Here is a 22,883-nt window from a genome sequence, read left to right as displayed (position 1 = left end):
CAAGGGAAGTCAGGCAAGAGGCTGCACAGGTCCTTCTTCAAGCAGTTGAGCTTTATACTTTCTTCGAGTTGCTTCTCCTCCACGGAGATGTCTGATCTCCTTATGATAATCTAGTATTTTTTTTACTTCTTTCGCAAGCTCCGGATTCACTTCCGGGAGTCTTTCTGTAAGATCTTTATGGACCGTACTTTTAGAAACGCCAAATTCCTTGGCGATCACTCTGACCGTTTTTTTAGTTTCAATGAGGTGCTCTCCAATCCTGATGGTCCTTTCTTTGATGTAATCATGCACTCCACTCGCCTCCTGTGATTGTCTATCCAAGGGGGTGGTTTCAAAGGAAAGCGCTTATGCTGTTAGTATGAGGGGGGTACTCTAGGTGTAAGTCATGGTGTTCCACCCTGGACGTTACCGAGTGCTCGGTTATCCTCATTGTATTATTAAAAAAGGTGAGTTATGCCACAGGGATAAGGATGGAGCTTGCTTTACAGGAGTTTTTTATGAAAATGCTTTCTGCTAGTTTATGATGAAGCATAAAAAAAATGAGGGGGCTGGCCCCTCATTTAGGTTTGAGTTGTAGAAATGGATGATGCACTATCCTCATCAGGAGTTTGTTCCCCTTCTGTGTTATCTGCAGGATCCTCATCCGTATTTAGTTCCTCATCGTTTGGCTCATCAGATACTTCTGGTTCTTCTGTGGAGTCTTCGGCAGAAGGTACTTCTGCTTCTTTCTCAGTCTCTGCTTCTTCTTTCACTTCTTCGCTGATCTTACTGGAAGGTTGTCCGAAAAAGCTTTCCGGGTTAACAGGCTGTCCTTCATTTCGCAATTCGAAATGAACGTGCACGCCACTTGCCTGGCCGAAGGAGTTCTGTCCAGCAGAACCAAGCACATCACCTTGAGTAACTTCAGAACCAGCTTGGACTTTAATGTCAGCTAGACTAGCATAGACAGTTGATACGTCTTCATCATGTGTAATTTCAATGACATTGCCATAAAGCGGATCTTCTTTTACTTCTGTGACTGTTCCTGATAGAGCTGCTGTTACTTCAAAAGCTTCTCCATCTTCTCTTGTTATATCGACGCCTTCACTCTGATAGTACTTATTGTTGTATAGGACCAGTGCACTTTCTTGATCTTCCTGAGACGCATTGTAATCATAGAACTTCGTAACGATAGACGCGGCTTCTTCATCAACGACTGGCATTTGTAAGTTTTCGTTTTGCTCCATGACTGGAACTGAAGCCTCTCCGGAATCCTGAGTATTAAATTCATCCTGGACTTCCGTTTCTGATTGATTAGCTAACTGGTTTTCTACTTCCTTACCACTTTGCTGATACCAGAAAACCCCTACTAGAACTAATGCTGCTACTGACAAATACAGTGCTGGATACAACCATTTCTTGCGCATTAAGCGTTTAAACTTTAATTTAGTCACGCTTTTCTTTCCTTCCTCTCTCATGTTCATCACCTCAAAAATCATTCTGAACACTTCTGAGGAATTATATACATGAAGAGGAAATTTTTTCTTAAAAGTATTTACTCTTTCAAGATATAAACAAAGATCATATTGAACGAACTTGTTTGTCCAAATTGTAAACCGCCGATCTTACGAAATAAAAGCAGGACCCTTAGCTTCAGGTCCTGTCTTTATCATATTCCATCAGTTGACTGGTTTATCATTTTTAGAGGTTAACAATGCCGTCTGTTTATTGATAGAAGATACTTCTGTATCGTGATAATAATGAGTCACTATGTCTTTATAACTGCTGCCGCTCTTAGCCATTCCATTTGCTCCATATTGGCTCATTCCTACACCATGGCCGTACCCCTTCGTCGTAAAAATGACGTGGTCCCCTTTTTGCTGCATAGAAAAATCACTTGAAGGCAGCTCGAAGGTTTCCCTTATCTGTCGCCCTGAGAAGGTCTGGTCCCCAACCTGTACCTTATCCACACGATTTCCCTCTGTCTTTGTCATGGTCATGTTCTGTACATTCCCTTTAAAATTTATGCCAAGGGCTGTTTGTACTTGAGAAATCGGAATAATTTTCTGATCTGCGAATTTAGGTGATTGTTGATCCCAGGGGCTTTCCACACTTTTTAAATAAGGAATCTCATTCTCCCAGTAGTCTTCAGCATTTTCAGTGTATCCATTGCTCGTTGAAAAGAAAGCGGCCGTAATCGGCTCCTGATTATAAGTGATTATTTCTCCTGCTGTCTCGTTCACAGCTGTGTTAATTTTCTCCATATTGCTCGTATATTGATCATGCCACTGAGCTCTCAGTTCTTCATCGTTCTTATACACCTGATGATTAACGGTGTCCGTCACATCAGCTTCCTGCGATACAGCCTCATCTTCAAGCAAGTGTCTAGTTATATAAGTTCGTGCTGCTAACGCCTGCGCTTTTAATGCTTCCAGTTCAAACTCAGCAGGCATCTCAGATGCAACCACCCTTGCGACATATGTTTCCAGTGGAACTTCTTCTATCTTCCCTGATTGGCTTCGTTCGACTCTAACCGCTATCGGAGAGAGGTCTTTTGATGAATCAGCGGCTTTTTCAATAGGATTTGGAGTCTCCTGGACTTCATGTGAAGCGCTGGAACCTGTAAAAGGAACCACAATTAGAGTAGGTAGTATAAGTATAGCCCCGAACAGGCCACCTGTTATGAAGAATGCCATCCAATTTTTTCTTTTCATTCTCACCCTCCTGATTACATTGTAGATCTCTCTACTAAAATGTATCCCTGAATCAAGGATGATAGAACAAAAAAAGCTTGGCTGTTTCAAAAAATAATGAAACAGCCAAGCTATAAGGATATATACATTATAAGGTCGATAAAGATTCGTTAGCTTCTTGTTCTTCAGAATAAGATTCTTGTTCGTTAACTCTTTCTATATCAGCGCCGAGTCCCGCAAGTTTGTCAGAGAAATCAACATATCCACGGTCCAGATGCTTAAGTTCTGTTACGCGAGTATAACCATCGGCAACAAGACCAGCCAGAATAAGAGCTGCTCCCGCTCGTAAATCAGTCGCGGCTACTTCTGCTCCTTGTAAAGATGAAGGACCCTCTACAATAACGTTGCGGCCTTCAATCTTGAGATGAGCATTCATCCGACGGAATTCTTCCACATGCATGAAACGATTTTCGAATACGGTTTCCGTAATCACGCTTGTGCCTTTGGCGTTTAACATTAAGGCCATCATTTGAGACTGCATATCAGTAGGAAAACCTGGATGCGGCATTGTTTTAATGTCTGTGGCCTTCAGTTGTTCAGGACCAATAACTCGAAGTCCATCATCTTCCTCTTTAATGGTAACGCCCATTTCTTCCATTTTTGAAATAACAGAACGAAGGTGTTCACGCATGGCACCTTTAACTAATACATTACCTCCAGTAATAGCAGCTGCAACCATAAATGTTCCAGCTTCTACGCGGTCAGGGATAATGGTATGAGTCGCTCCTATAAGCTTGTCGACTCCTTCGATACGAATGGTCTCAGTACCAGCTCCAATAACCTTGCCGCCCATTTTATTGAGATAATTGGCTAAATCTACAATTTCCGGTTCTTTCGCACAGTTTTCAAGGATGGTTGTTCCTTCAGCTAGAGCAGCAGCCATCATAACGTTTTCTGTAGCTCCTACACTTGGAACATCAAAGTAAACCTTGGCCCCCTGCAAACGACCTTTGACTTCTGCCTCAATGTAGCCATTTCCTACAGTAACTTCGGCACCCATAGCTTCAAAGCCTTTTAAGTGCTGGTCAATAGGACGTGATCCAATCGCACAACCACCAGGCAGGGCAACCTTAGCATGGCCATACCGGGCCAAAAGTGGTCCCAACACGAGGACAGAAGCTCGCATTTTCCTCACGTATTCAATTGGTGCTTCTGTTTCAAGATCTCCAGAAGCATCTACGGTAACTGTGTTCCCATCTACTTTAACATCCGCATTCATATGTCGAATCACTTCATTGATAGTCGTAACATCTGCTAAAGCAGGGACTTCGTGTAAAACACTTTTTCCTTCACTGGCAATTATACTTGCTGCGATGACAGGCAGTACGGCATTCTTGGCGCCTTCTGCTTTTACAGTGCCATTCAGCTGCCTCCCACCACGGACGATGATTTTTTCCAAATTTCATTCTCCTCCGCGTCCATATTCATTATTATTAATATTCAGCAGTAATAATGGGTGTGCCAATAGTGATGTTTGTCCGCCCGCCCAAAGTTCTTGTAGCGAACTGAACATTCATCTTTCCACTGGCTGTCGGGATTGCTTGTCCCCATTTTTCCGTATATCCGGAGCTGCTAGTCCAATCTTTTTCTGCAACTTGATCTAATGGTTTAATGTCGAATCTTTGTTTGAATTTTTTATACACTAAAACATCATCTATAATACCACTAGTTTCCGCTTTAAGACAAGAGAAAATTAGTACGTTTTTCGTGAAATAACGTTTCTTAGTTTCTCGTATCCGATCTTTTACTTCTGGTGTCAAGGAAATTGTACCCTTACCAGCTATATAGTAAACCAATTCCACATTTTCATCTTTATTTTTTGGCAGAATAATATTATAACTTTCGTCAAATTCTCTATTAATAAGACCGTCTTTCAGAATGATTTTATTTGAGTTCTCTTGATCCTCATAAGATACTTCAGCAGTTTGATAGAATTCGGAAATCTTTTCTTTCAATAATAATGAATCTGTTCTCGATATCGTCTCTTTGAGGGTGATCGACCATTCTTTGACATCCAGCTGCTCATTCTCAGCAAATGCTGCAAAATTTTCAATAGGTGTCTCCGCAGTCAGTTCCTGTGAATAAGCACCTGTACATACCATAATCAATACCGTAATCCCTGCTAGTAAACTTTTCATTTTTATGATGCCTCCCCGAGCATAGACTTACTATAAGTCTGACCGGAGAAGACAACAATCATACTGGACATTTTCAGACAAACTATTCAGTTAATAATAGTTTCATTGATTTCCGTTAAAATAAGTAGACCAGACTATTAGACCATGCAATAAAATCAAGAAAAAATCGGCTGACCGTTGTTCCGATAGCAATGGTAATAAATATGATTAAAACTCTTGCTTCAAAGACACGATGTTTCTTGAAAAACGCATCGAAATTGACCGACTGAAGGACTCTCCACGTTATGATAATGAAGATAATGTGCGAGGTCATACTAAGAATGGCTTCTTCAGCAAAATATTGATCCATACTATCCCCTCTCTTTCGTCACTACTCTTAGGAACATCATTCATCTACACAAAAATACCTTTTCATCCAATTGGTTAAACCCAAATAAAACAGAAGGTGACAAAGAAAATATTTCTCTCTCATTTCCCGGGCAATAATGACAAATATTTCTGCCGGGTTAATTATTATACGAGTCGCCTTGCTGCTCCTTTGATAATGGCTGGAAAATAAGCACCAGGATTATTATCAGGTTTCTTTAATAAAAAAACTGCTCTCAATATGAAAGCAGTTTAGAAGTTATTCTCATAAACATCTAAGCGATTAATGGCTCGCTTAAGGGCCAATTCAGCCCGTTTGAAATCAATGTCGGCTTGTTTGTCCTGGAGACGTCTTTCAGCACGCTCTTTAGCCATTCGGGCACGGTCTATATCAATATCAGTTGGCTTTTCAGCTGATTGAGCGAGTATAGTCACTTTATCAGGTCTCACCTCTAAAAAGCCACCGCTGACTGCGATACGATCCGATTTCCCCTCACCTTTCAGGCGTATGGCGCTGATTGTAAGTGGTGCCACCATAGGAATGTGACCGGGTAATATTCCCAACTCTCCACTTTCCGCCTTACAACTAACCATTTCAAATGCTTCTTCCAATACCGGGCCATCAGGAGTGACGACACTCACCGTTAGTGTGCTCATATACATTCCTCCTTGGCTGTTAAGTGAATAAACCGGGCGCTCCTAGGAACGCCCCTTTATCACTTGTGTTGACAGGTTTACTGCATTTGTTTTGATTTTTCAACAACATCCTCAATACGGCCGACTAGTCGGAACGCATCCTCTGGAATGTCATCGTGTTTGCCGTCAAGGATCTCTTTAAAGCCTTTGACTGTTTCTGCAACAGGTACGTAAGATCCTGGCTGTCCTGTAAACTGTTCAGCCACGTGGAAGTTCTGAGATAAGAAGAACTGCACCCGACGTGCTCGGGATACGGTCAATTTATCTTCATCAGAAAGCTCATCCATACCAAGAATAGCAATGATATCCTGCAGCTCTTTGTAACGCTGCAGTGTACGCTGGACTTCGCGAGCTATTTGATAGTGTTCGTCCCCTACTACATCCGGGTCCAGAGCACGGGAGGTAGAAGCAAGTGGATCAACGGCAGGATAAATACCCTGTTCAGAAAGCTTACGCTCAAGGTTAGTCGTTGCATCCAAGTGAGCGAACGTTGTTGCTGGCGCGGGGTCGGTATAGTCATCGGCAGGTACATAAATAGCCTGAATAGATGTAACTGAACCTTTGTCAGTAGATGTGATTCGCTCTTGCAGCTGTCCCATTTCAGTCGCTAGAGTTGGCTGGTAACCAACGGCTGATGGCATACGTCCAAGAAGTGCAGATACTTCAAGACCGCCCTGGGTGAAACGGAAGATGTTGTCTATGAAGAACAATACGTCCTGGCCTTGTTCATCACGGAAATATTCTGCCATTGTTAAACCAGACAGAGCTACACGCATACGAGCACCAGGCGGTTCGTTCATTTGTCCGAACACCATAGCTGTTTTCTTAATAACACCTGAATCGGTCATTTCCCAATAAAGGTCGTTACCTTCACGCGTACGCTCACCAACACCGGCAAATACAGAGATACCTCCGTGTTCTTGGGCGATGTTGTTAATTAATTCCTGGATAAGTACGGTCTTACCTACTCCGGCGCCACCAAACAGTCCAATTTTACCACCTTTTACATATGGAGCTAAAAGGTCTACAACTTTAATTCCAGTTTCCAGAATTTCAGTTTCTGTAGCTAAGTTTTCAAAAACTGGTGCTTCGCGGTGGATTGGATCACGACGTACATCATCACTTAAAGGTTCATCTAAATCAATATTGTTACCAAGAACGTTGAATACTCTGCCCAATGTCACTTCTCCTACTGGAACTGAAATCGGGCTGCCTTTATCGATAACAGGTGTGCCACGCATTACACCTTCTGTGGAAGACATGGCGACAGTACGAACGGTATTGTCACCCAGGTGAAGGGCAACTTCTAACGTAAGGTCGACGTTTTTTTCATCTTCGGATTGCGCATCATAACGTACGTGTAGTGCGTTATTGATATCTGGGAGCTGTCCGTCATCAAATGTTACGTCGACAACTGGTCCCATGATTTGGGTCACGCGTCCATTACTCATCGATTTCCCTCCTAACTTACTGTTCAAAAATCCAAGAATCCCTATTCGAGGGCAGCTGCACCGCCGACAATTTCAGTAATCTCTTGGGTAATAGCAGCTTGACGTGCACGGTTATAAGATAGTGTCAAATCACCAATAAGATCATCAGCATTATCAGTTGCACTCTTCATAGCCGTCATACGTGCTGCATGCTCACTAGCTTTACTATCAAGTAAGGCTCCGTAAATCAAGCTCTCAGCATACTGCGGAAGCAAGACTTCCAAAATCTCTTCTTGGTTCGGCTCATACTCATAAGAACTTGTGGATCCTACACTTTCGCCACCAAAGTCCGTTAACGGCAAGACTTTTTTCTCGGTTACTTCCTGTGTGATAGCACTAACGTAATGGTTGTAATAAATATATAATTGATCGATCTCTTCGTCTGTAAAGAGTTGGATCGTATCCGATGCGATATCTTTAATATCAGCAAAGTCCGGCTGGTCTGCCAGGCCAGTAATATCCATATCTACCGGTATATTACGTTTACGGAAGAAGTCCCGTCCAATACGGCCAATGGTGATCAGCTTGTATTCTTCAGCAGAAGTATGATGCTGGCGAATCTGCTGATAGACTCTTCTCAAGACACTGCTGTTGAATGCTCCTGCAAGACCGCGGTCAGAAGTGATCACCAGGTAACCTGTACACTTCACTTCCCTCGATTCAAGCATCGGGTGACTTGCATCACCTCCGCCTTGAGAAATACTCGCTACGACTTCTTGAATTTTTTCGCTGTATGGAACAAAATACCTTGCATTCTGTTCGGCACGATTCAATTTAGAAGCAGATACCATTTCCATTGCTTTTGTAATCTGTTTCGTCTTCTTGGTAGAGGTAATCCGGCCTTTGATATCTCTAAGGGATGCCACGCTGTTTCACCACCCTTTCCAGCTGTGTTTTATTTATTCAGAAATCACAAATGTTTTCTTGAATTCTTTCACAGCTTCTTTCATATCTTCTTCCTCTGCCAGTTTTCCAGTTTTTCGGATTTGCCCAATCAACTCTTTGCGATTGTTGTCAAGCCATGTGTGGAATTCTGACTCAAAGCGAGTAACATCATCCACTGGAATATCATCCAGAAATCCTTTAGTAAGGGCAAAGATAATCATAACTTGTTTCTCTACAGCCAGCGGCTGGTGTAAACCTTGCTTAAGAACTTCAACTGTACGAGCTCCGCGGTTCAGTTTAGCCTGTGTAGATTTATCAAGGTCAGAACCGAACTGTGCGAAAGCTTCCAGTTCACGATAAGAAGCTAAGTCGAGACGTAATGTACCGGCAACTTTCTTCATCGCTTTGATCTGAGCCGATCCTCCAACACGAGATACGGATAATCCGGCGTTAATCGCTGGACGTACACCAGAGAAGAATAAGTCGGATTGTAAGAAGATCTGACCGTCTGTGATGGAAATAACGTTTGTTGGAATATAAGCGGAAATGTCACCTGCTTGCGTTTCAACGAAAGGAAGCGCTGTTAATGAACCTCCGCCTTTCGCATCACTTAATTTAGCTGCACGTTCCAATAGACGAGAGTGCAGATAGAATACATCCCCTGGGAACGCTTCACGGCCTGGTGGACGACGAAGCAGCAAGGACAGTTCACGGTAAGCGGCTGCCTGCTTGGAAAGATCATCATATACAACCAGCACATGCTTGCCATTGTACATAAATTCTTCCCCTAGTGTTACACCTGCATATGGAGCAAGGTATAAAAGCGGAGCTGGCTGAGAAGCACTTGCCGTTACGACAATGGTGTAATCCAATGCACCGTGACGGCGCAGAGTTTCCACTGTACCGCGGACAGTTGATTCTTTCTGACCGATCGCTACATAGATACAAACCATATCCTGATCATGCTGGTTCAAAATTGCGTCGATTGCTACAGATGTTTTACCAGTCTGACGGTCACCGATAATAAGTTCACGCTGACCACGGCCGATAGGTACAAGGGCATCAATTGCTTTGATACCTGTTTGAAGAGGTTCATCTACGGATTTACGATCCATAACCCCTGGAGCCGGTGCTTCAATCGGGCGTGTTTTCGTTGTTTCAATTGGTCCTCTTCCATCTACAGGCTGACCAAGTGGATTAACGACACGTCCAAGCATTTCTTCCCCTACAGGTACTTGCATGATACGGCCTGTACGGCGTACTTCATCGCCTTCTTTAATATCTGTATACGGCCCAAGAATAACTAGACCAACGTTACTTTCTTCTAAGTTTTGTGCCAATCCCATGACACCATTTGAGAATTCAACGAGTTCTCCGGCCATGACGTTGTCAAGACCATGAGCACGTGCAATACCGTCACCAACTTCGATAACTGTACCCACATCATTGACTTCTATATCTGATTCATAGCTTTCAATTTGCTGTTTAATCAGCGCACTGATTTCCTCAGCTTTAATGCTCATGCCATTTCACCCCTATCATCTTTTGTTAGCAGAAACTAGCTTGCGCTCCATGCGGCTAAGCTTTCCACTGACGGAACCATCAAATATCCGATTTCCAATTCGCACACGAATTCCTCCGAGAATGCTTGGATCAACAATATTGTTCAGGTTCAATGAACGTTTGCCTACTTTTGGTGCAAATGTTTCTGAAATCCGTTTTTTTTCAGATTTCGAAAGTTCACGTACGGAGTAAACATCCGCTTCTGCTACTCCTTTTGCATCGCTCATCATCGTTAAGAAATGAGTGATCATTTCAGAGATAATGTCTTCTCTATGCCTGTCTACCAACAACTTAAGGGTGTTCACAACTTCTGCTGAATACGACAGAAACGATTTATGAATGAGTTGTTTCTTTTGGTCGACGGAAATACGTGGATGCTTAAGGAATGTATAAAGCTGCTCATTATTACGGAATACTTCTTGCAATTCTCGTAACTCTGTTTCTAATTGTTCTAATTTTAAATGTTCTTGTCCAAGTTGAAAAAGTGCGTCAGCATAGCGTCTCGCAATGATTGTTTGACTCATCGCTCTTCTCCTGCCTCGTCAATGTATTGGTGAATCAATTTCTCCTGATCCTTCTCCGAAAGTTCTTTTTCAATCACTTTGGATGCAATCATGACAGACATAGAAGCCACTTGATCTTTAAGGACCTGTACGGCTTTTTCTTTTTCTTGTTCAATTTCCTGACGGGCTGACTCTTTCATTCTTTCAGATTCAGCGCGAGCAGACTCAATAATATCGCGTTCCTGTTGACCGGCCGTTTTGCGTGCATCTTCGATTATCTTCTGTGCATCCTGACGGGTTTTCTTAAGTTCTTCAGAAGCTTCACGCTGCATAAGCTGTGCTTCTTCACGACTTTTTTCTGCGGTATTGATTTCGTTAGCTACGTAATCTTCACGCTCTTTCATCATATTCATTAATGGTCCCCAAGCAAACTTGCCTAAAAGAGCCAGCAAGATAAGGAAGAACACAAGTTGAATGATCATATCACCTATGTTAAGTCCTCCAGCTCCGAGGACAAGACTCTCTGTGAATCCTTGCACAGTTTTCACTCCTCTCCACACCATATCGTAACAGGGTTAACCCTCAAGCAAGCAAAAGCCTTAAGTATAAGAACTCAGCTAGACAAGAGAAAAACCCGGCTTTAGCTTATAAAAGCTTCAGTCGAAGTTTTCTTTCAAATCCATTTGGGTATCAAGTTTTCGTAAAGGTATAAAGGAAAGGCGAAGATCGATTGAGTTGAACTTCGCCATAAGCGTATTCGCTCGTCCTGCTTTACTGACCCATTACGATAAATGCGATAACAACGCCGATGATCGGAATCGCCTCTACTAGAGCAACACCGATGAACATAGTTGTTTGAAGAGCACTGCGCAATTCTGGTTGACGCGCAATTCCTTCTACCGTACGACTTACAATCAGACCGTTACCAATACCAGCACCTAGTGCCGCTAATCCTACTGCAATTGCAGCTGCTAAAAGACCCATAATGAAAATCCTCCTCATATTTTTAAAAAAATAATTTTTATTCTTTTATTTTAATGGTCATCGCTCACCTTGTGAGACATATAAACCATCGTTAACATTACAAAAATGAATGCCTGGATAAAACCGATAAATGTACTGAAGCCCATCCAAGCTATCATTGGAAGTGAAGCTCCTAAAAATCCACCAACGCCGCCTGCTGCCATAGTGACAAGCAAACTCAGTAAAATCTCGCCTGCGTAAATGTTCCCATATAGACGCAAACCAAGTGTAAGAGTATTGGAGAACTCTTCAATAATTTTGAAAGGTAGTAAAAACGGCAGAGGTCTTATGAAACCTTTACTGTATTCTTTACCGCCTTTCAGCTTAACCCCATAGTAGTGAGATAAGACGACAACAAGTGTTGCCAGGGTTAAGGTTATGCCGGGATCTGCGGTTGGAGATTTCCACCACAGTTCATGTCCAACAACTCCATTGGTGACGACTCCAAGCATATTAGCTACAAATATATAGGCAAATAAGGTTAAACCAAGTGGAAGAAAGAGCCTTCCTGTTCGCCAATCCATATTTGAACCGATAATGCCTTTAATGAAATCAATCAGCCATTCCATGAAGTTTTGAAAGCCGGTTGGAAACCGCTTCATGTTGCGTGTGGCTGCTACCCCTAGAATGAAAACGATTAATGAGGCCACAAACATCATTAAAACGTTGGAAAGGTTGAAATCAAGCCAACTAATCCCAAATGCATCATTCCACATCGGTGCTTCGTGATTCAATCTGTTCACCTACCTTCCATCGTGCTAAACTGTTGATTTATTGAACAGGTAATCTATAAAAATGACAATGTAGGCTGCCATTAAGCCCAATACTACGGAAATTAAATGAATGTGTTCTTCAAACTGGAGGGCAATGACTACAGCAAGTGCACCTGAAGCCAAACGGGTAAACGTACCGATTCCTCTAACAGATTTGTTCTCTGCGGAGGCTTCGCCAAGCTTGCGGATTTTACGCTGCATAAGCCAGAGGTTATAAAAACTCAAAGCGCTTCCCAGGAGGAGACCCAGAAAAATCGGCTGCCATGGGGTAAGGCCCCAGCCAAGAACGAGTAACGCCAGAAGGTAGAACATCCATTTTCGTTGACGGGCCATCATCTGTTGGTAGTGCTTCATGCTAATCGTCTCCCGTGTAAGTCCGTACTAAATGAATGGTCCCATATGTACCTGCTCCTAATCCTAGAAAAATCCCTATGATTAAGAATGTGGGCTCTGTGGAAAATTGACCATCTATCCATTTCCCAAGATATACTCCGGCAAGTGGTCCGCCGGCAAGCTGAGAAACGATAGCACTAGTTAATGCCATGGCCTGAAAAGGGGGTTTGGAATCTTTCATTTACAAGCCTCTTTTCACTTGAATAAAAAAGGTGTCAGAACCTTTGCAATTCGTTATGAAAACCTTATCATCCCACACTATGTAAGAATACATTAGGGGTTATATGATGTCAATGAGTTTGTGATTAAAAATACAAATGTATGACACTTTTCGATCACATTTTCGTCACATTTATGACAAAACTCACATGTACCATTTTACCAATTCTAAACCAAAAATATATAGACTTTTTGAGCCATTTTTACAAAAAACTTCCACCTCAGGTCATCCATTTTATGGATGACCTGAGGTGGAATGTATTGGTTATTATGAAGGTGTGAATTTTACTGGGAATGGATAGCTTTCTTTTTGGTCTCCATGCTCGAGAGTAAAGACAGCTATATAAGCCCCTTCAAGATCATTCACTTTAAATTCCCCTTGCACCATACCCGGCTGAGGGTCTTCAAGTTCAAATAACCTCCCATGAAAGAGCATGGTACCAGCTCTGTATAGATCGACAGTTATTTTATCTACGGATTCCGTAAGATTGAAGCGATAAGTGTATCGCCTTGAATCCGCCCACTTAGATGATAATTCCAAACCGGAGACCTTTTCATAATCAGACGTTCCGATCATGTATAGATAAGGAACGTGGAAGTCGTGCTCCTGATTTCTCAGTTTGATAAAGCCCTGATGAATCCCAGGTTTTAAAAAGGATTTCGTAAGATGGAGTCCAATTTCCACTTCCTTAGTTTCATTCGGTTCCAAATGGACAGTGGTCGGGATGTCCCATCTGCTCCCCTTTTCATGAACTGGGGCTTCAAGGTGTACTGTCTGACTCTCATTCGTCGGATTGGTAAGCTTCAATTCTGCTTTTTTATTTAACAATGGCTGATTCACGCGCCCGAAAGCAAGCGATCCAGGTTCGATTAGCAGAGTTGGGTTGAATGATTCTTCTGTATCAATAAAGCCTGCACCTTGTTCAGTAGGCAAATAAGGAAGTTTATCTTTTTCAAGAATATCTGCCGAACTCATGATCGTCCTTTTTATTTGCTGAGGTGCCCAATCTGGATGAGCTTCTTTTAATAAAGCCGCAAGTCCGGCAACATGCGGAGCGGCCATACTCGTTCCTTGAAGTGAAGCATATCCGCCGGGGACCGTGCTTAAAATATTCACCCCCGGCGCTACCACATCTGGTTTTAATCCCCATGTGGTCGTTACGGGACCACGAGAGCTGAAAGGAGCCATTCTATGATCAAGTGAAGTTTCGGTGGTCTCCAGCCATTGATTCTGCTGAACTCCCTGTTGAATCAGCCACTCCCCATCTTTTTTTGATACAGCAGCGACTGGAATTGGAATGGATAGGTTCTCTAATGAACCCTGAAATAATCCGGGTTCATTATTGTATATAACCACACCAGCAGCCCCAGCTTGATAAGCTTTAAAGGCTTTTTCCTGAAAAGGGATTTCCCCACGTTCAAACAAGACGATTTTTCCGGAAGCATCATTCAGTTCTTCTTCCCCTCTGCCAGCGTCCAATAAAGGATATTTTCTGGAAAGTTCCCATGGTACTGATCCGTGCAGTACTTGAACAGGAATATGTCGATCCTCTCCCGGAATTTCAAATACCGGAGCTTTTGAAGGAAGTGCCGAAGCTCCTACGGTTATGGCTTTTGATGAAGTGGCAGGAGATCCTACAGTCCAAGTGTCCGGCCCCGAGTTCCCAGCTGCCACTATAACGGTCACTCCAAGCTCTACCGCTCTATTAACAGCATGCGTAGTGGGCCAGTCCGGACCGTTCACATCATTACCAAGAGACAGATTGATTACATCCACTCTCTCCTTAACCGCTTCTTCCAGTGCAGCGATAACCTGCACGGAGGATCCGATTCCCCCTGGACCTAATGCCCGATAAGCGTACAGCTCAGCATCCGGAGCTATCCCTTTCATTTTCCCATCAGCTGCAATGACTCCCGCTACATGAGATCCATGCATGGTAGCGCCTTCCCCTCTGGTTTCCATAGGATCATTATCAAAGTCTACGGTATCAAAACCACCTTTATAGTTCTTCTGGAGGTCCGGATGAGAGTAGTCCATTCCTGTATCAATGACACCTACTTTTATCCCTTTACCCGTATAGGAAAGGTTATATTGATCACGGATTACTTGAGTAGAAAAGGGGCCCATTTCCTGCTGCAGACTTTTATAATTTACGACTGGGTACTGATTCACTACCATATCCATACGAACAAGCTTTTCAAGTTCTTGAGCTCTCCCTTTAACAGCCAGACCGTTAAAGATCGTGTCATACTGTGCAACAATCTCCAGCCGCGGAATTCTTGACTCAATTTGTTCTTTAAGAAGGGATGAGGACTCTTCCGTTTCAATAATAATGGTTACTTCATCTTTTTCATCCGGGGACTGAAAGCCTGTAAGAAGTAATAAAAGAATGAACAAGTGCAGCAAACGCATAGGCCCGTCTCCTTTTTAGTTAGTTTGTGATGGATAAGGACAGCTATGCACGAACGTGTTCAGGCAATTTATGTATAAAAAAAGACCAAACCCTTATGGATTTGATCTTTTAATCATTATTCAATTTCAAACGGCGCTGGTTTATCTTCCCGCTGATTAAAGAAATACCGGATCGCTTCAGCAATTCTGGCAGATGCTTTTCCATCCCCATATGGGTTGGAAGCATGCGACATTTCTTTATGTTTTTCTTCATCAGACAATAATTCATTGGCTAAATGGAAAATATGATCCTCTTCTGTACCGGCGAGCTTAAGCGTTCCTGCTTCAATTCCTTCCGGACGCTCAGTAGTGTCGCGAAGAACCAATACAGGCACGCCAAGTGAAGGTGCTTCTTCTTGGACGCCACCTGAGTCAGTAAGGATTAAATGAGCTCTGGAAGCAAAGTTATGGAAATCAATCACGTCAAGCGGATCAATTAATTTAATGCGCTCATCATTTCCCAGAATCTCATCAGCCGTTTCTTTAACGGCCGGATTCAGATGCACAGGATAGATCACTTGAATGTCATCATGTTCTTCCACAAGGCGCTTAATAGCTCGAAACATCTGTTTCATATTATTCCCAAGATTTTCACGTCTATGAGCGGTCATTAGAACTAACCGTTTATCTCCAATCTCATCAAGCACTTCTGAAGCATAATCGTCTTTAACGGTAGTTTGCAGCGCATCAATGGCTGTATTTCCTGTGACAAAAATCTGGTTGGTCGGCTTGTTTTCTGCAAGCAGATTATCCATGGATTTATTTGTCGGAGCAAAGTGTAAATCCGCCATAACCCCAGTAAGCTGACGATTCATTTCCTCAGGGTAAGGAGAGTACTTATTCCATGTTCGAAGTCCTGCTTCTACGTGTCCAACAGGAATCTGGTTATAATAAGCCGCAAGTGAAGCCGCAAAAGTTGTAGTTGTATCCCCATGTACAAGAACCACATCAGGTCTTGTTTCTTTCATAACTTCATCAAGCCCTTCAAGAGCACGGGTCGTCACTTGCGCCAGGGTTTGACGCGCCTTCATAATATTTAAATCAAAATCAGGCTCAATACCAAAAATCGACATCACTTGATCCAGCATTTCTCTATGCTGCGCTGTTACCGTGACAATTGGTTCGAACTGGTCGGAACGTTTTTTTAACTCCAGAACAAGCGGAGCCATTTTAATAGCTTCCGGTCTTGTCCCAAAAATGGTCATTACTTTTATGCGTTCTGCCATGAATGTACCTCCTTTATTGGAGCTTGAATAATTCTATTTATTTTGTACCATACAATCGGTCACCGGCATCTCCCAGACCTGGAACAATGTAGCCTTTTTCATTCAACTTCTCATCAAGAGCCGCGAGATAGATATCGACATCCGGGTGCTCTTCACGAACAGCATCTACACCTTCAGGCGCTGCAACGAGACACATTAAGCGAATTTGGCGGGCTCCCCTTTTCTTCAATGAATGGATAGCTTCGTTGGCAGAGCCGCCTGTAGCAAGCATTGGGTCAATGACGATAAGTTCACGTTCTTCAATATCACTAGGAAGTTTGACATAATACTCTACCGGCTGCAGTGTTTCAGGGTCGCGATAAAGTCCGACATGTCCTATTTTAGCGGCAGGAATCAATTGCACAATTCCATCTACCATACCTAGACCGGCACGAAGGATGGGTACAAGTCCAATTTTCTTACCCGTCAGTACTTTAGCTTTTGCGTCTGATGTGACAGGGGTGTCGATTTCAACCTCTTCGAGAGGCAGATCACGAGTAATTTCAAAAGCCATCAATGCGGCGACTTCATCAACTAGTTCACGAAAATCTTTCGTCCCTGTTTCCTTTTTACGTATGTACGTCAGTTTGTGCTGAATTAACGGATGATCCAGTACATATACCTTTCCCATTGCCGATCACTCCTTCTCATAGTTTGCATCCTTTAAATTGTACTGAAAAACAAGATGAACTGCAACCCGATAAATATGAATTTGCCCCGGCCACTCCATTCTTTCCTACGGGTACATACTAAGACATAATAATAGCCGCCAGTACTAGGCTGACGGCTTTTTTCTATTAAATAGAAGAATAATTTAAAGTTTGATAAAGAGGGAAACGGGAAGTCAGCTCACGCACACGCTCTGCCGCTTCTTTCATTTTTTCTTCATTCTCGTGATGGTCAAGAGTGAAAGCAATTAAATCTGCTATTTCATCCATCTCGTTTTCTTTGAAACCGCGAGATGTGACAGCAGCGGTTCCAATCCGGATACCACTCGTTACAAATGGGCTTTCTGTGTCAAAAGGAATCGTATTTTTATTGGTTGTAATACCAATATCATCCAAAGCCTTTTCTATCACTTTTCCTGTAAGACCTTTCTTTTGCAGATTCAATAACAGCAGATGATTATCCGTGCCGCCCGATACAATGTCGACCCCTTTATCTACAAGGGATTCCCCAAGTCGCTTAGCGTTTGCAATGATCTGCTTTGAATAATCTTTAAACTCAGGCTGGAGCGCTTCTTTGAAGGAAACAGCTTTGGCAGCAATTATATGCATCAACGGACCACCCTGCATACCAGGAAACACATTCTTATCGATTTTTTTCGCGAACTCTTTTTGACAAAGAATCATACCGCCACGTGGACCGCGAAGGGTTTTATGAGTCGTAGTTGTAACGAAATGCGCATGCGGTACTGGGTTAGGATGGAGACCAGAGGCAATCAAACCGGCAATATGCGCCATATCTACAAGAAGATAAGCTCCCACTTCATCCGCAATTTCACGGAATTTAGCAAAATCAATTTCACGTGGATAAGCGCTCGCACCGGCCACAATCAGCTTAGGCTGAACTTCTTTCGCTTTTTTCAATACGGCTTCATAGTTAATTCGCTCATCATTTTCCTCAACGCCATATTCTTCAAAGTTGTACAGCTTGCCACTAAAGTTTACAGAACTTCCGTGTGTGAGATGTCCTCCGTGATTTAGATTCATTCCAAGTACGGTATCTCCGTGATCAAGAACGGTAAAATAAACGGCCATGTTGGCTTGGGCACCGGAATGAGGCTGGACGTTGGCATGATCCGCTCCAAAGAGCTCTTTCGCACGATCACGAGCCAGATTTTCTACTACGTCTACATGCTCACAGCCTCCATAGTAACGACGGCCAGGATATCCTTCCGCATATTTATTAGTCATAACGGAACCCATCGCTTCCATCACAGCCTCGGAAACAAAGTTTTCAGAAGCTATTAACTCAATATTATTCTGTTGACGATCTCTTTCATCCTGAATAGCTGCAAATACCTCTGCGTCTGTTGATTTCACTTGATTCATAATAAACCGTTCCCCTTTCCATTCCTATTCGTCACAAGAACCTTCTTCTTCCATTATTTCATAAACAGCCCGGACTCCTCCTATTAAAGGAGGCCGCGTTTTGGCAGCCGTAATGTGGGCGGCTCCAATCGTTTTCTGTTCAATACGCAACGGGACAGCCACCCGCTTCAAATGCATACCAATTAAAGTATCCCCTATATCAAGTCCGCCATCGGCCTGGATGGTTTCTACCAGGACTGGGTCATCCATATGTTTAAAGGCATAAGAAGCCATAGAACCACCGGCTTTAGGTACCGGAATGGCCGAGACCTCTGTCAACCTCTCTTTCTCAAAAACAGAGCGATCCACAACGATCGACCGATTTAAATGCTCGCAGCACTGGAAAGCTACATGAATATTCGCCTGATCTTCCATCTTTTTAAGTTCACGGAACATAACCTCTGCCAGAGACTCGTTTCCGGAAGTGCCAATCCGCTCGCCAGCTACCTCGCTGGTCGAACATCCTACCACAAATATACCATCTTTAATGGATCCCGTTTGCAAAAGTTGTTCCACTACAGTCCTGGTATCATCCTGGATGGTTTGGACATCTATCACGCCTGCCCCTCCTTGTCGTTTTATTTCTAAAAAAGGAGAAGCCTGTATGCTCCTCCTTTAATTATCAGCTTCCGCATTATTTAGCTTCCGCTTATCTGCTTTCATTGTATTATTTATTCTCATATTCGGCAATCTTAGTTACCCGTTTTTTGTGACGGCCGCCTTCAAAATCTGTCGTAACCCACGTTTTTGCAATTTCTTTCGCAAGTCCAGGGCCGATGACGCGTTCGCCCATGCAAAGAACATTGGAATCGTTATGTTCCCTTGTAACTTTTGCTGTAAAAAGATCATGAACAAGAGCAGCACGTACTCCTTTTACTTTATTTGCAGAAATGGACATTCCGATTCCAGTTCCGCAAATAAGAATAGCTTTATCAAACTCTCCATCAGCTACTCGTTCAGCTGCTGGAATACCATAATCTGGATAATCTACAGATCCTTCACAGTCACAGCCAATATCTTCAAAGTCAATTTGAAGTTCAGTCAAAACATCTGCTACTTCCTGTCGCAGATTCACACCGCCATGGTCTGAAGCAAGAATTACTTTCATAGCTCCTACACTCCCGTCTTCTTAATTATCAATCCTATCGTGCCAGTTTACTGAGCTGCTGTCAATTGAACAATAGGATTATGTAACATAAAAAAATAGAGCCGTTTTTCCGGCTCTATTCTTAAAATCAGAATGCGTTTATAATAGGGAGATTTATTGTTGACTAAAAGTCGTTACAAGTTACAACTCAGCTCGAACCATACATTTTTTTAAAAAGCAGCTGAAAACTATCTATCCTATGTAATTCGGCACCATTTCAAACCTAAATCACGGATATACCTAAATCTTTAGGAAGAGGTACCGTTCAATCTTTTAACGAGAAGTTCAATATACTTATCTAATTCGTCCCGTGTCGTTCTATAGGCATCCAAATTCCCGCCAAAAGGATCAATAATGTTGATATCAGGGATGCTGTTTTCTATTTCTTCAATCTGTTTAATCTCGGATTTTAAGTCAGTCAGCAGCTTTTCTTCCATCTCTTCATCACTTAAATTTGCCGTGTGACTCAATATGGAGGAACGTTTCTCTTCAAATTTAGCGTACAGCTCTTTCAGCTTCTGCCATTTATTTTCATCAATGAGTACATATTCTTTTAGAGTAAAGTATTTATCCTGATAATCCGGATATTGAATGGCCAGGGTTTGTTTGTGACGATCAGTCATAGTCAATACAAGGTCAGCCCACTCTAACAATTCTGCCGTTACTGAACTTGTTTTGTGAGCTATGTCAAACTTCCATTCTCTAAGAACAAGCTCTGTATTTTTGGACATCGGCTCTCCTTCACCAGCAAATATACCGGCTGAACGCGCCTCAATAGTTGAGAGCTTTGCTTTTAAGAGAGCTTCGGCCATAGGACTTCTGCAAGTATTTCCAGTACAAACAAATAATATATTCATAGCCAATTCTCCTAACCGTTTATCACTTTACTCCATAATATCATACGTACAGGGGGTAGTTAAAATGTTTGTCAGAAAATGGCATGCAACCCTAGCGCACAGAGAATACTTCCACCTAGTAATTCACTATACACCCCAAGAAGACCGCTGGCCCGCCGTCCAATAACAAAACCCGCCCAAGTCAGCAGCATACTAAACAGACCGAAGGAAAAAATTGATACAAAAACCTCCGATTCACGAAGTCCTAAGCTGAAGCCAACTGGAAAACTATCAATACTCACACTAAGAGCAAAAAGCCACATCCCCGCTCCCGCCAGGGTATAAGCCGCATTATGCTTGTCCGTGAATGATGCAAAAACGGTATAGCTTCCCAGACAGAAAAGCAATAAACCTCCTCCGACAGCTGCCCACTCACTTGCACTGCTTGAAAGCCATTGTCCAAGGGCCATGCCAAGCCCAGGCATAAACATGTGGAAAATACCCACAACAATCCCTGCAAAGAATGCGTGTTTTAAACGGACCGCTTGAAGTCCCATTCCGAGTGAAACCGAGAAAGCATCCAAACCTAAGGCTAACGAAAGCAAAACCAACCCCGTAACATGTTCCAAATATGAGCCCTCCCCGGACATACTATTTCATCGTATGCGGGAAGCAGATTCTATATGTCAGGGCTGTTCGATGATCTTAACAGAGGCTTTCGTTAATCGATTCATAACTGCTGCCCCTACGCCATAATTTGGAAAAGATTCACATAGAATAAGATCAATATCTGATTTTTTATATTCGCGCAGCACCTCGTAAAGCCGGTTAGCTACTTCCGTAAGATTCTCTCTGGATCCGCACGGGAGAACGAAGTCATGATGAAGTTTTTCAGCTAGTTCATTGCTTGCAATTACCCCAATCCGGTAACCCTCTTCTTGTAATTCATGCAGTTGGTTCCTAAAGAACTCATCCTCCCCCTTTATTAACCACAATGGAGACTCTGGGGCATAATGTGTGTACTTCATCCCTGGAGAAACCGGAGGAGTGTCTTTCCCAGTTAAGGCGGGGTCAATTTTTACTTCAGGCAATACCTCTTCAAGATCCTCTTTAGTTATACCTCCCGGGCGAAGGATAGCAGGAATTTCAGATGTACAATCCAGTACAGTTGATTCTACTCCTACACCCGTCGGTCCTCCGTCCAGAATACCTGCAATACGTCCTTCTAAATCCTGACGCACATGCTCTGCCTTTGTAGGACTCGGACGCCCTGAACGATTTGCACTCGGTGCAGCCAAAGGCAGCTCTGCTGCCTTAAGCAAAGCTAAAGCTAATGCATGATCCGGCATGCGAATAGCAACCGTTTTTAAGCCTGCTGTTACATTCTTCGAGGCTGTTCCGTTGCTTTCTAAAATTAAAGTAAGCGGTCCTGGCCAGAATCTTTCCATAAGTTTACGAGCTACCTGAGGAATATGAGTAACGAGATCCTCTACTTCTCTTATGCTTGCTACATGCACGATTAAAGGGTTATCAGATGGACGCCCCTTAGCTTCAAAGATCCTTTTAACGGCACTTTCATTGGTAGCATCTGCCCCAAGCCCGTAGACTGTCTCTGTAGGAAAAGCAACCACTTGTTGTTCTCTCAATAAGTTCGCAGCTTCTTGTATGGAAACATCTGATTCCTTTGGTTGTGCAGAGGGTTTCCACAACTTCGTTATCATATCCATTTCTATTACTCCTTTTTCTTCGACAATTCACTTGTTATAGTAACTATTCTACAAGTTTCCACAAATTCAGACATTATACACAGGTTGTCCTCAAGTTATCCACAAAGATACCCACATATCCAAAGAAACCGTTAGTAATTTTTACAATACTAAAAACACAATCCACAGGTTATCCACTGAAACGGCCGAAATTGTGCATAAGTAACCTGTTTGTACACAGTTAGTTGTGAATAACCTTATATACCCACAAGCATTTTTCGACATCTTGCCGTTCAAAACGCTGATGCTGCAGGATATGATCAAGGGCTCCCGAATGGCTGTCCACATGAATTTCATCCATCTTCTGTGACTGCGCATAATACTGAATCAATTCAAAAACACCCAGAATCTGACTGGGTGAAACCTGGGAAACTACATGCAGCTGCTCTAATTTGAATATCCCATTCCCTTGAGCACTCAGATGAAAATATCCAATCTTACGCTTTCCTTCTTTTAAATAGTAGAGTTTCTCGTCCATTTTTTCAATATACACGAATCATCCACACCCCTTTTCTTCTACATTATGAAAAAGGGTGTGGATGA

At 42.8% G+C, this 22,883-nt stretch carries 26 protein-coding genes; all 26 read right to left on the bottom strand.

Translation table 11 applies throughout. The features are described from left to right. Nucleotides 1-9: 9 nt before the first annotated feature. Nucleotides 10-291 (bottom strand): sporulation transcriptional regulator SpoIIID, encoded by a 282-nt coding sequence (gene spoIIID / locus BMZ06_RS06940; protein WP_014644812.1) that lies wholly within the window; start codon nucleotides 289-291, stop codon nucleotides 10-12. Between the two features lie 269 nt (nucleotides 292-560). Further along, the gene (gene spoIIQ, locus BMZ06_RS06935; protein WP_245755965.1) at nucleotides 561-1,433 is read right to left on the bottom strand and encodes a stage II sporulation protein SpoIIQ; all 873 of its coding nucleotides are present in this window, start codon (nucleotides 1,431-1,433) and stop codon (nucleotides 561-563) included. Nucleotides 1,434-1,658: 225 nt separating this feature from the next. Next, nucleotides 1,659-2,693, bottom strand: coding sequence for a stage II sporulation protein D (spoIID, locus tag BMZ06_RS06930; protein WP_089751329.1), 1,035 nt, complete (start codon nucleotides 2,691-2,693; stop codon nucleotides 1,659-1,661). A gap of 127 nt (nucleotides 2,694-2,820) precedes the next feature. Beyond that, nucleotides 2,821-4,131, bottom strand: coding sequence for a UDP-N-acetylglucosamine 1-carboxyvinyltransferase (gene murA, locus BMZ06_RS06925; protein WP_089751328.1), 1,311 nt, complete (start codon nucleotides 4,129-4,131; stop codon nucleotides 2,821-2,823). A 34-nt stretch (nucleotides 4,132-4,165) separates the two neighbouring features. Further along, nucleotides 4,166-4,870, bottom strand: coding sequence for a YwmB family TATA-box binding protein (locus BMZ06_RS06920; RefSeq protein ID WP_089751327.1), 705 nt, complete (start codon nucleotides 4,868-4,870; stop codon nucleotides 4,166-4,168). Between the two features lie 115 nt (nucleotides 4,871-4,985). After that, nucleotides 4,986-5,219 carry a DUF1146 family protein gene (locus tag BMZ06_RS06915; protein ID WP_089751326.1) on the bottom strand — a complete coding sequence of 78 codons (234 nt, stop codon included), beginning with the start codon at nucleotides 5,217-5,219 and terminating at the stop codon, nucleotides 4,986-4,988. Between the two features lie 269 nt (nucleotides 5,220-5,488). After that, complete coding sequence (locus BMZ06_RS06910; RefSeq protein ID WP_089751325.1) at nucleotides 5,489-5,893, bottom strand: F0F1 ATP synthase subunit epsilon; 405 nt, start codon at nucleotides 5,891-5,893, stop codon at nucleotides 5,489-5,491. A gap of 77 nt (nucleotides 5,894-5,970) precedes the next feature. After that, complete coding sequence (gene atpD / locus BMZ06_RS06905) at nucleotides 5,971-7,383, bottom strand: F0F1 ATP synthase subunit beta (RefSeq protein ID WP_089751324.1); 1,413 nt, start codon at nucleotides 7,381-7,383, stop codon at nucleotides 5,971-5,973. A 41-nt stretch (nucleotides 7,384-7,424) separates the two neighbouring features. Continuing rightward, the gene (gene atpG / locus BMZ06_RS06900; protein ID WP_014644820.1) at nucleotides 7,425-8,288 is read right to left on the bottom strand and encodes an ATP synthase F1 subunit gamma; all 864 of its coding nucleotides are present in this window, start codon (nucleotides 8,286-8,288) and stop codon (nucleotides 7,425-7,427) included. 33 nt (nucleotides 8,289-8,321) lie between these two features. Then, nucleotides 8,322-9,830 (bottom strand): F0F1 ATP synthase subunit alpha, encoded by a 1,509-nt coding sequence (gene atpA / locus BMZ06_RS06895; protein WP_089751323.1) that lies wholly within the window; start codon nucleotides 9,828-9,830, stop codon nucleotides 8,322-8,324. Between the two features lie 15 nt (nucleotides 9,831-9,845). Beyond that, nucleotides 9,846-10,394 carry a F0F1 ATP synthase subunit delta gene (locus tag BMZ06_RS06890; protein WP_089751322.1) on the bottom strand — a complete coding sequence of 183 codons (549 nt, stop codon included), beginning with the start codon at nucleotides 10,392-10,394 and terminating at the stop codon, nucleotides 9,846-9,848. Further along, entirely contained in the window at nucleotides 10,391-10,912 is a 522-nt protein-coding gene (atpF, locus tag BMZ06_RS06885; protein ID WP_089751321.1) for a F0F1 ATP synthase subunit B, read from the bottom strand. Before atpF ends, BMZ06_RS06890 begins: the two co-directional genes overlap by 4 nt. A 232-nt stretch (nucleotides 10,913-11,144) precedes the next feature. Continuing rightward, on the bottom strand, nucleotides 11,145-11,357 hold the full coding sequence (gene atpE, locus BMZ06_RS06880) for a F0F1 ATP synthase subunit C (RefSeq protein WP_014644824.1): 213 nt from the start codon (nucleotides 11,355-11,357) through the stop codon (nucleotides 11,145-11,147). A 50-nt stretch (nucleotides 11,358-11,407) separates the two neighbouring features. Continuing rightward, nucleotides 11,408-12,130: a F0F1 ATP synthase subunit A gene (atpB, locus tag BMZ06_RS06875; RefSeq protein ID WP_089751320.1), complete on the bottom strand. Its 723-nt coding sequence runs from the start codon at nucleotides 12,128-12,130 to the stop codon at nucleotides 11,408-11,410. A 24-nt stretch (nucleotides 12,131-12,154) separates the two neighbouring features. After that, nucleotides 12,155-12,523: an ATP synthase subunit I gene (locus BMZ06_RS06870; protein ID WP_089751319.1), complete on the bottom strand. Its 369-nt coding sequence runs from the start codon at nucleotides 12,521-12,523 to the stop codon at nucleotides 12,155-12,157. Between the two features lies 1 nt (nucleotide 12,524). After that, nucleotides 12,525-12,743 carry an AtpZ/AtpI family protein gene (locus BMZ06_RS06865; RefSeq protein ID WP_089751318.1) on the bottom strand — a complete coding sequence of 73 codons (219 nt, stop codon included), beginning with the start codon at nucleotides 12,741-12,743 and terminating at the stop codon, nucleotides 12,525-12,527. A 306-nt stretch (nucleotides 12,744-13,049) separates the two neighbouring features. Beyond that, nucleotides 13,050-15,194 carry a S8 family serine peptidase gene (locus BMZ06_RS21110; RefSeq protein ID WP_089751317.1) on the bottom strand — a complete coding sequence of 715 codons (2,145 nt, stop codon included), beginning with the start codon at nucleotides 15,192-15,194 and terminating at the stop codon, nucleotides 13,050-13,052. 116 nt (nucleotides 15,195-15,310) lie between these two features. Then, nucleotides 15,311-16,459, bottom strand: a complete 1,149-nt coding sequence (gene wecB / locus BMZ06_RS06855) for a non-hydrolyzing UDP-N-acetylglucosamine 2-epimerase (RefSeq protein WP_089751316.1) — start codon at nucleotides 16,457-16,459, stop codon at nucleotides 15,311-15,313. Between the two features lie 37 nt (nucleotides 16,460-16,496). Continuing rightward, the gene (gene upp / locus BMZ06_RS06850; protein WP_089751315.1) at nucleotides 16,497-17,129 is read right to left on the bottom strand and encodes a uracil phosphoribosyltransferase; all 633 of its coding nucleotides are present in this window, start codon (nucleotides 17,127-17,129) and stop codon (nucleotides 16,497-16,499) included. Nucleotides 17,130-17,295: 166 nt separating this feature from the next. After that, the gene (locus tag BMZ06_RS06845; RefSeq protein ID WP_089751314.1) at nucleotides 17,296-18,552 is read right to left on the bottom strand and encodes a serine hydroxymethyltransferase; all 1,257 of its coding nucleotides are present in this window, start codon (nucleotides 18,550-18,552) and stop codon (nucleotides 17,296-17,298) included. Between the two features lie 24 nt (nucleotides 18,553-18,576). Further along, nucleotides 18,577-19,149 carry a TIGR01440 family protein gene (locus tag BMZ06_RS06840; protein WP_089751313.1) on the bottom strand — a complete coding sequence of 191 codons (573 nt, stop codon included), beginning with the start codon at nucleotides 19,147-19,149 and terminating at the stop codon, nucleotides 18,577-18,579. Between the two features lie 109 nt (nucleotides 19,150-19,258). After that, nucleotides 19,259-19,699 carry a ribose 5-phosphate isomerase B gene (rpiB, locus tag BMZ06_RS06835; RefSeq protein WP_089751312.1) on the bottom strand — a complete coding sequence of 147 codons (441 nt, stop codon included), beginning with the start codon at nucleotides 19,697-19,699 and terminating at the stop codon, nucleotides 19,259-19,261. Nucleotides 19,700-19,986: 287 nt separating this feature from the next. Then, nucleotides 19,987-20,595, bottom strand: coding sequence for a low molecular weight protein arginine phosphatase (locus BMZ06_RS06830; protein WP_089751311.1), 609 nt, complete (start codon nucleotides 20,593-20,595; stop codon nucleotides 19,987-19,989). 71 nt (nucleotides 20,596-20,666) lie between these two features. Beyond that, the gene (locus BMZ06_RS06825) at nucleotides 20,667-21,203 is read right to left on the bottom strand and encodes a manganese efflux pump MntP (RefSeq protein WP_089751310.1); all 537 of its coding nucleotides are present in this window, start codon (nucleotides 21,201-21,203) and stop codon (nucleotides 20,667-20,669) included. A gap of 57 nt (nucleotides 21,204-21,260) precedes the next feature. Continuing rightward, nucleotides 21,261-22,295 (bottom strand): L-threonylcarbamoyladenylate synthase, encoded by a 1,035-nt coding sequence (locus BMZ06_RS06820; protein WP_425431753.1) that lies wholly within the window; start codon nucleotides 22,293-22,295, stop codon nucleotides 21,261-21,263. Between the two features lie 226 nt (nucleotides 22,296-22,521). Continuing rightward, a complete protein-coding gene (locus BMZ06_RS06815; RefSeq protein WP_089751308.1) occupies nucleotides 22,522-22,833 on the bottom strand; it encodes a hypothetical protein in 312 nt (103 codons plus the stop codon). Nucleotides 22,834-22,883: the final 50 nt, after the last annotated feature.

Origin of the sequence: Halobacillus alkaliphilus, from assembly GCF_900113125.1 — a bacterium.
Taxonomy (GTDB): Bacteria; Bacillota; Bacilli; order Bacillales; family Halobacillaceae; genus Halobacillus; species Halobacillus alkaliphilus.
This window is presented reverse-complemented; position numbering and strand designations above follow the sequence as displayed.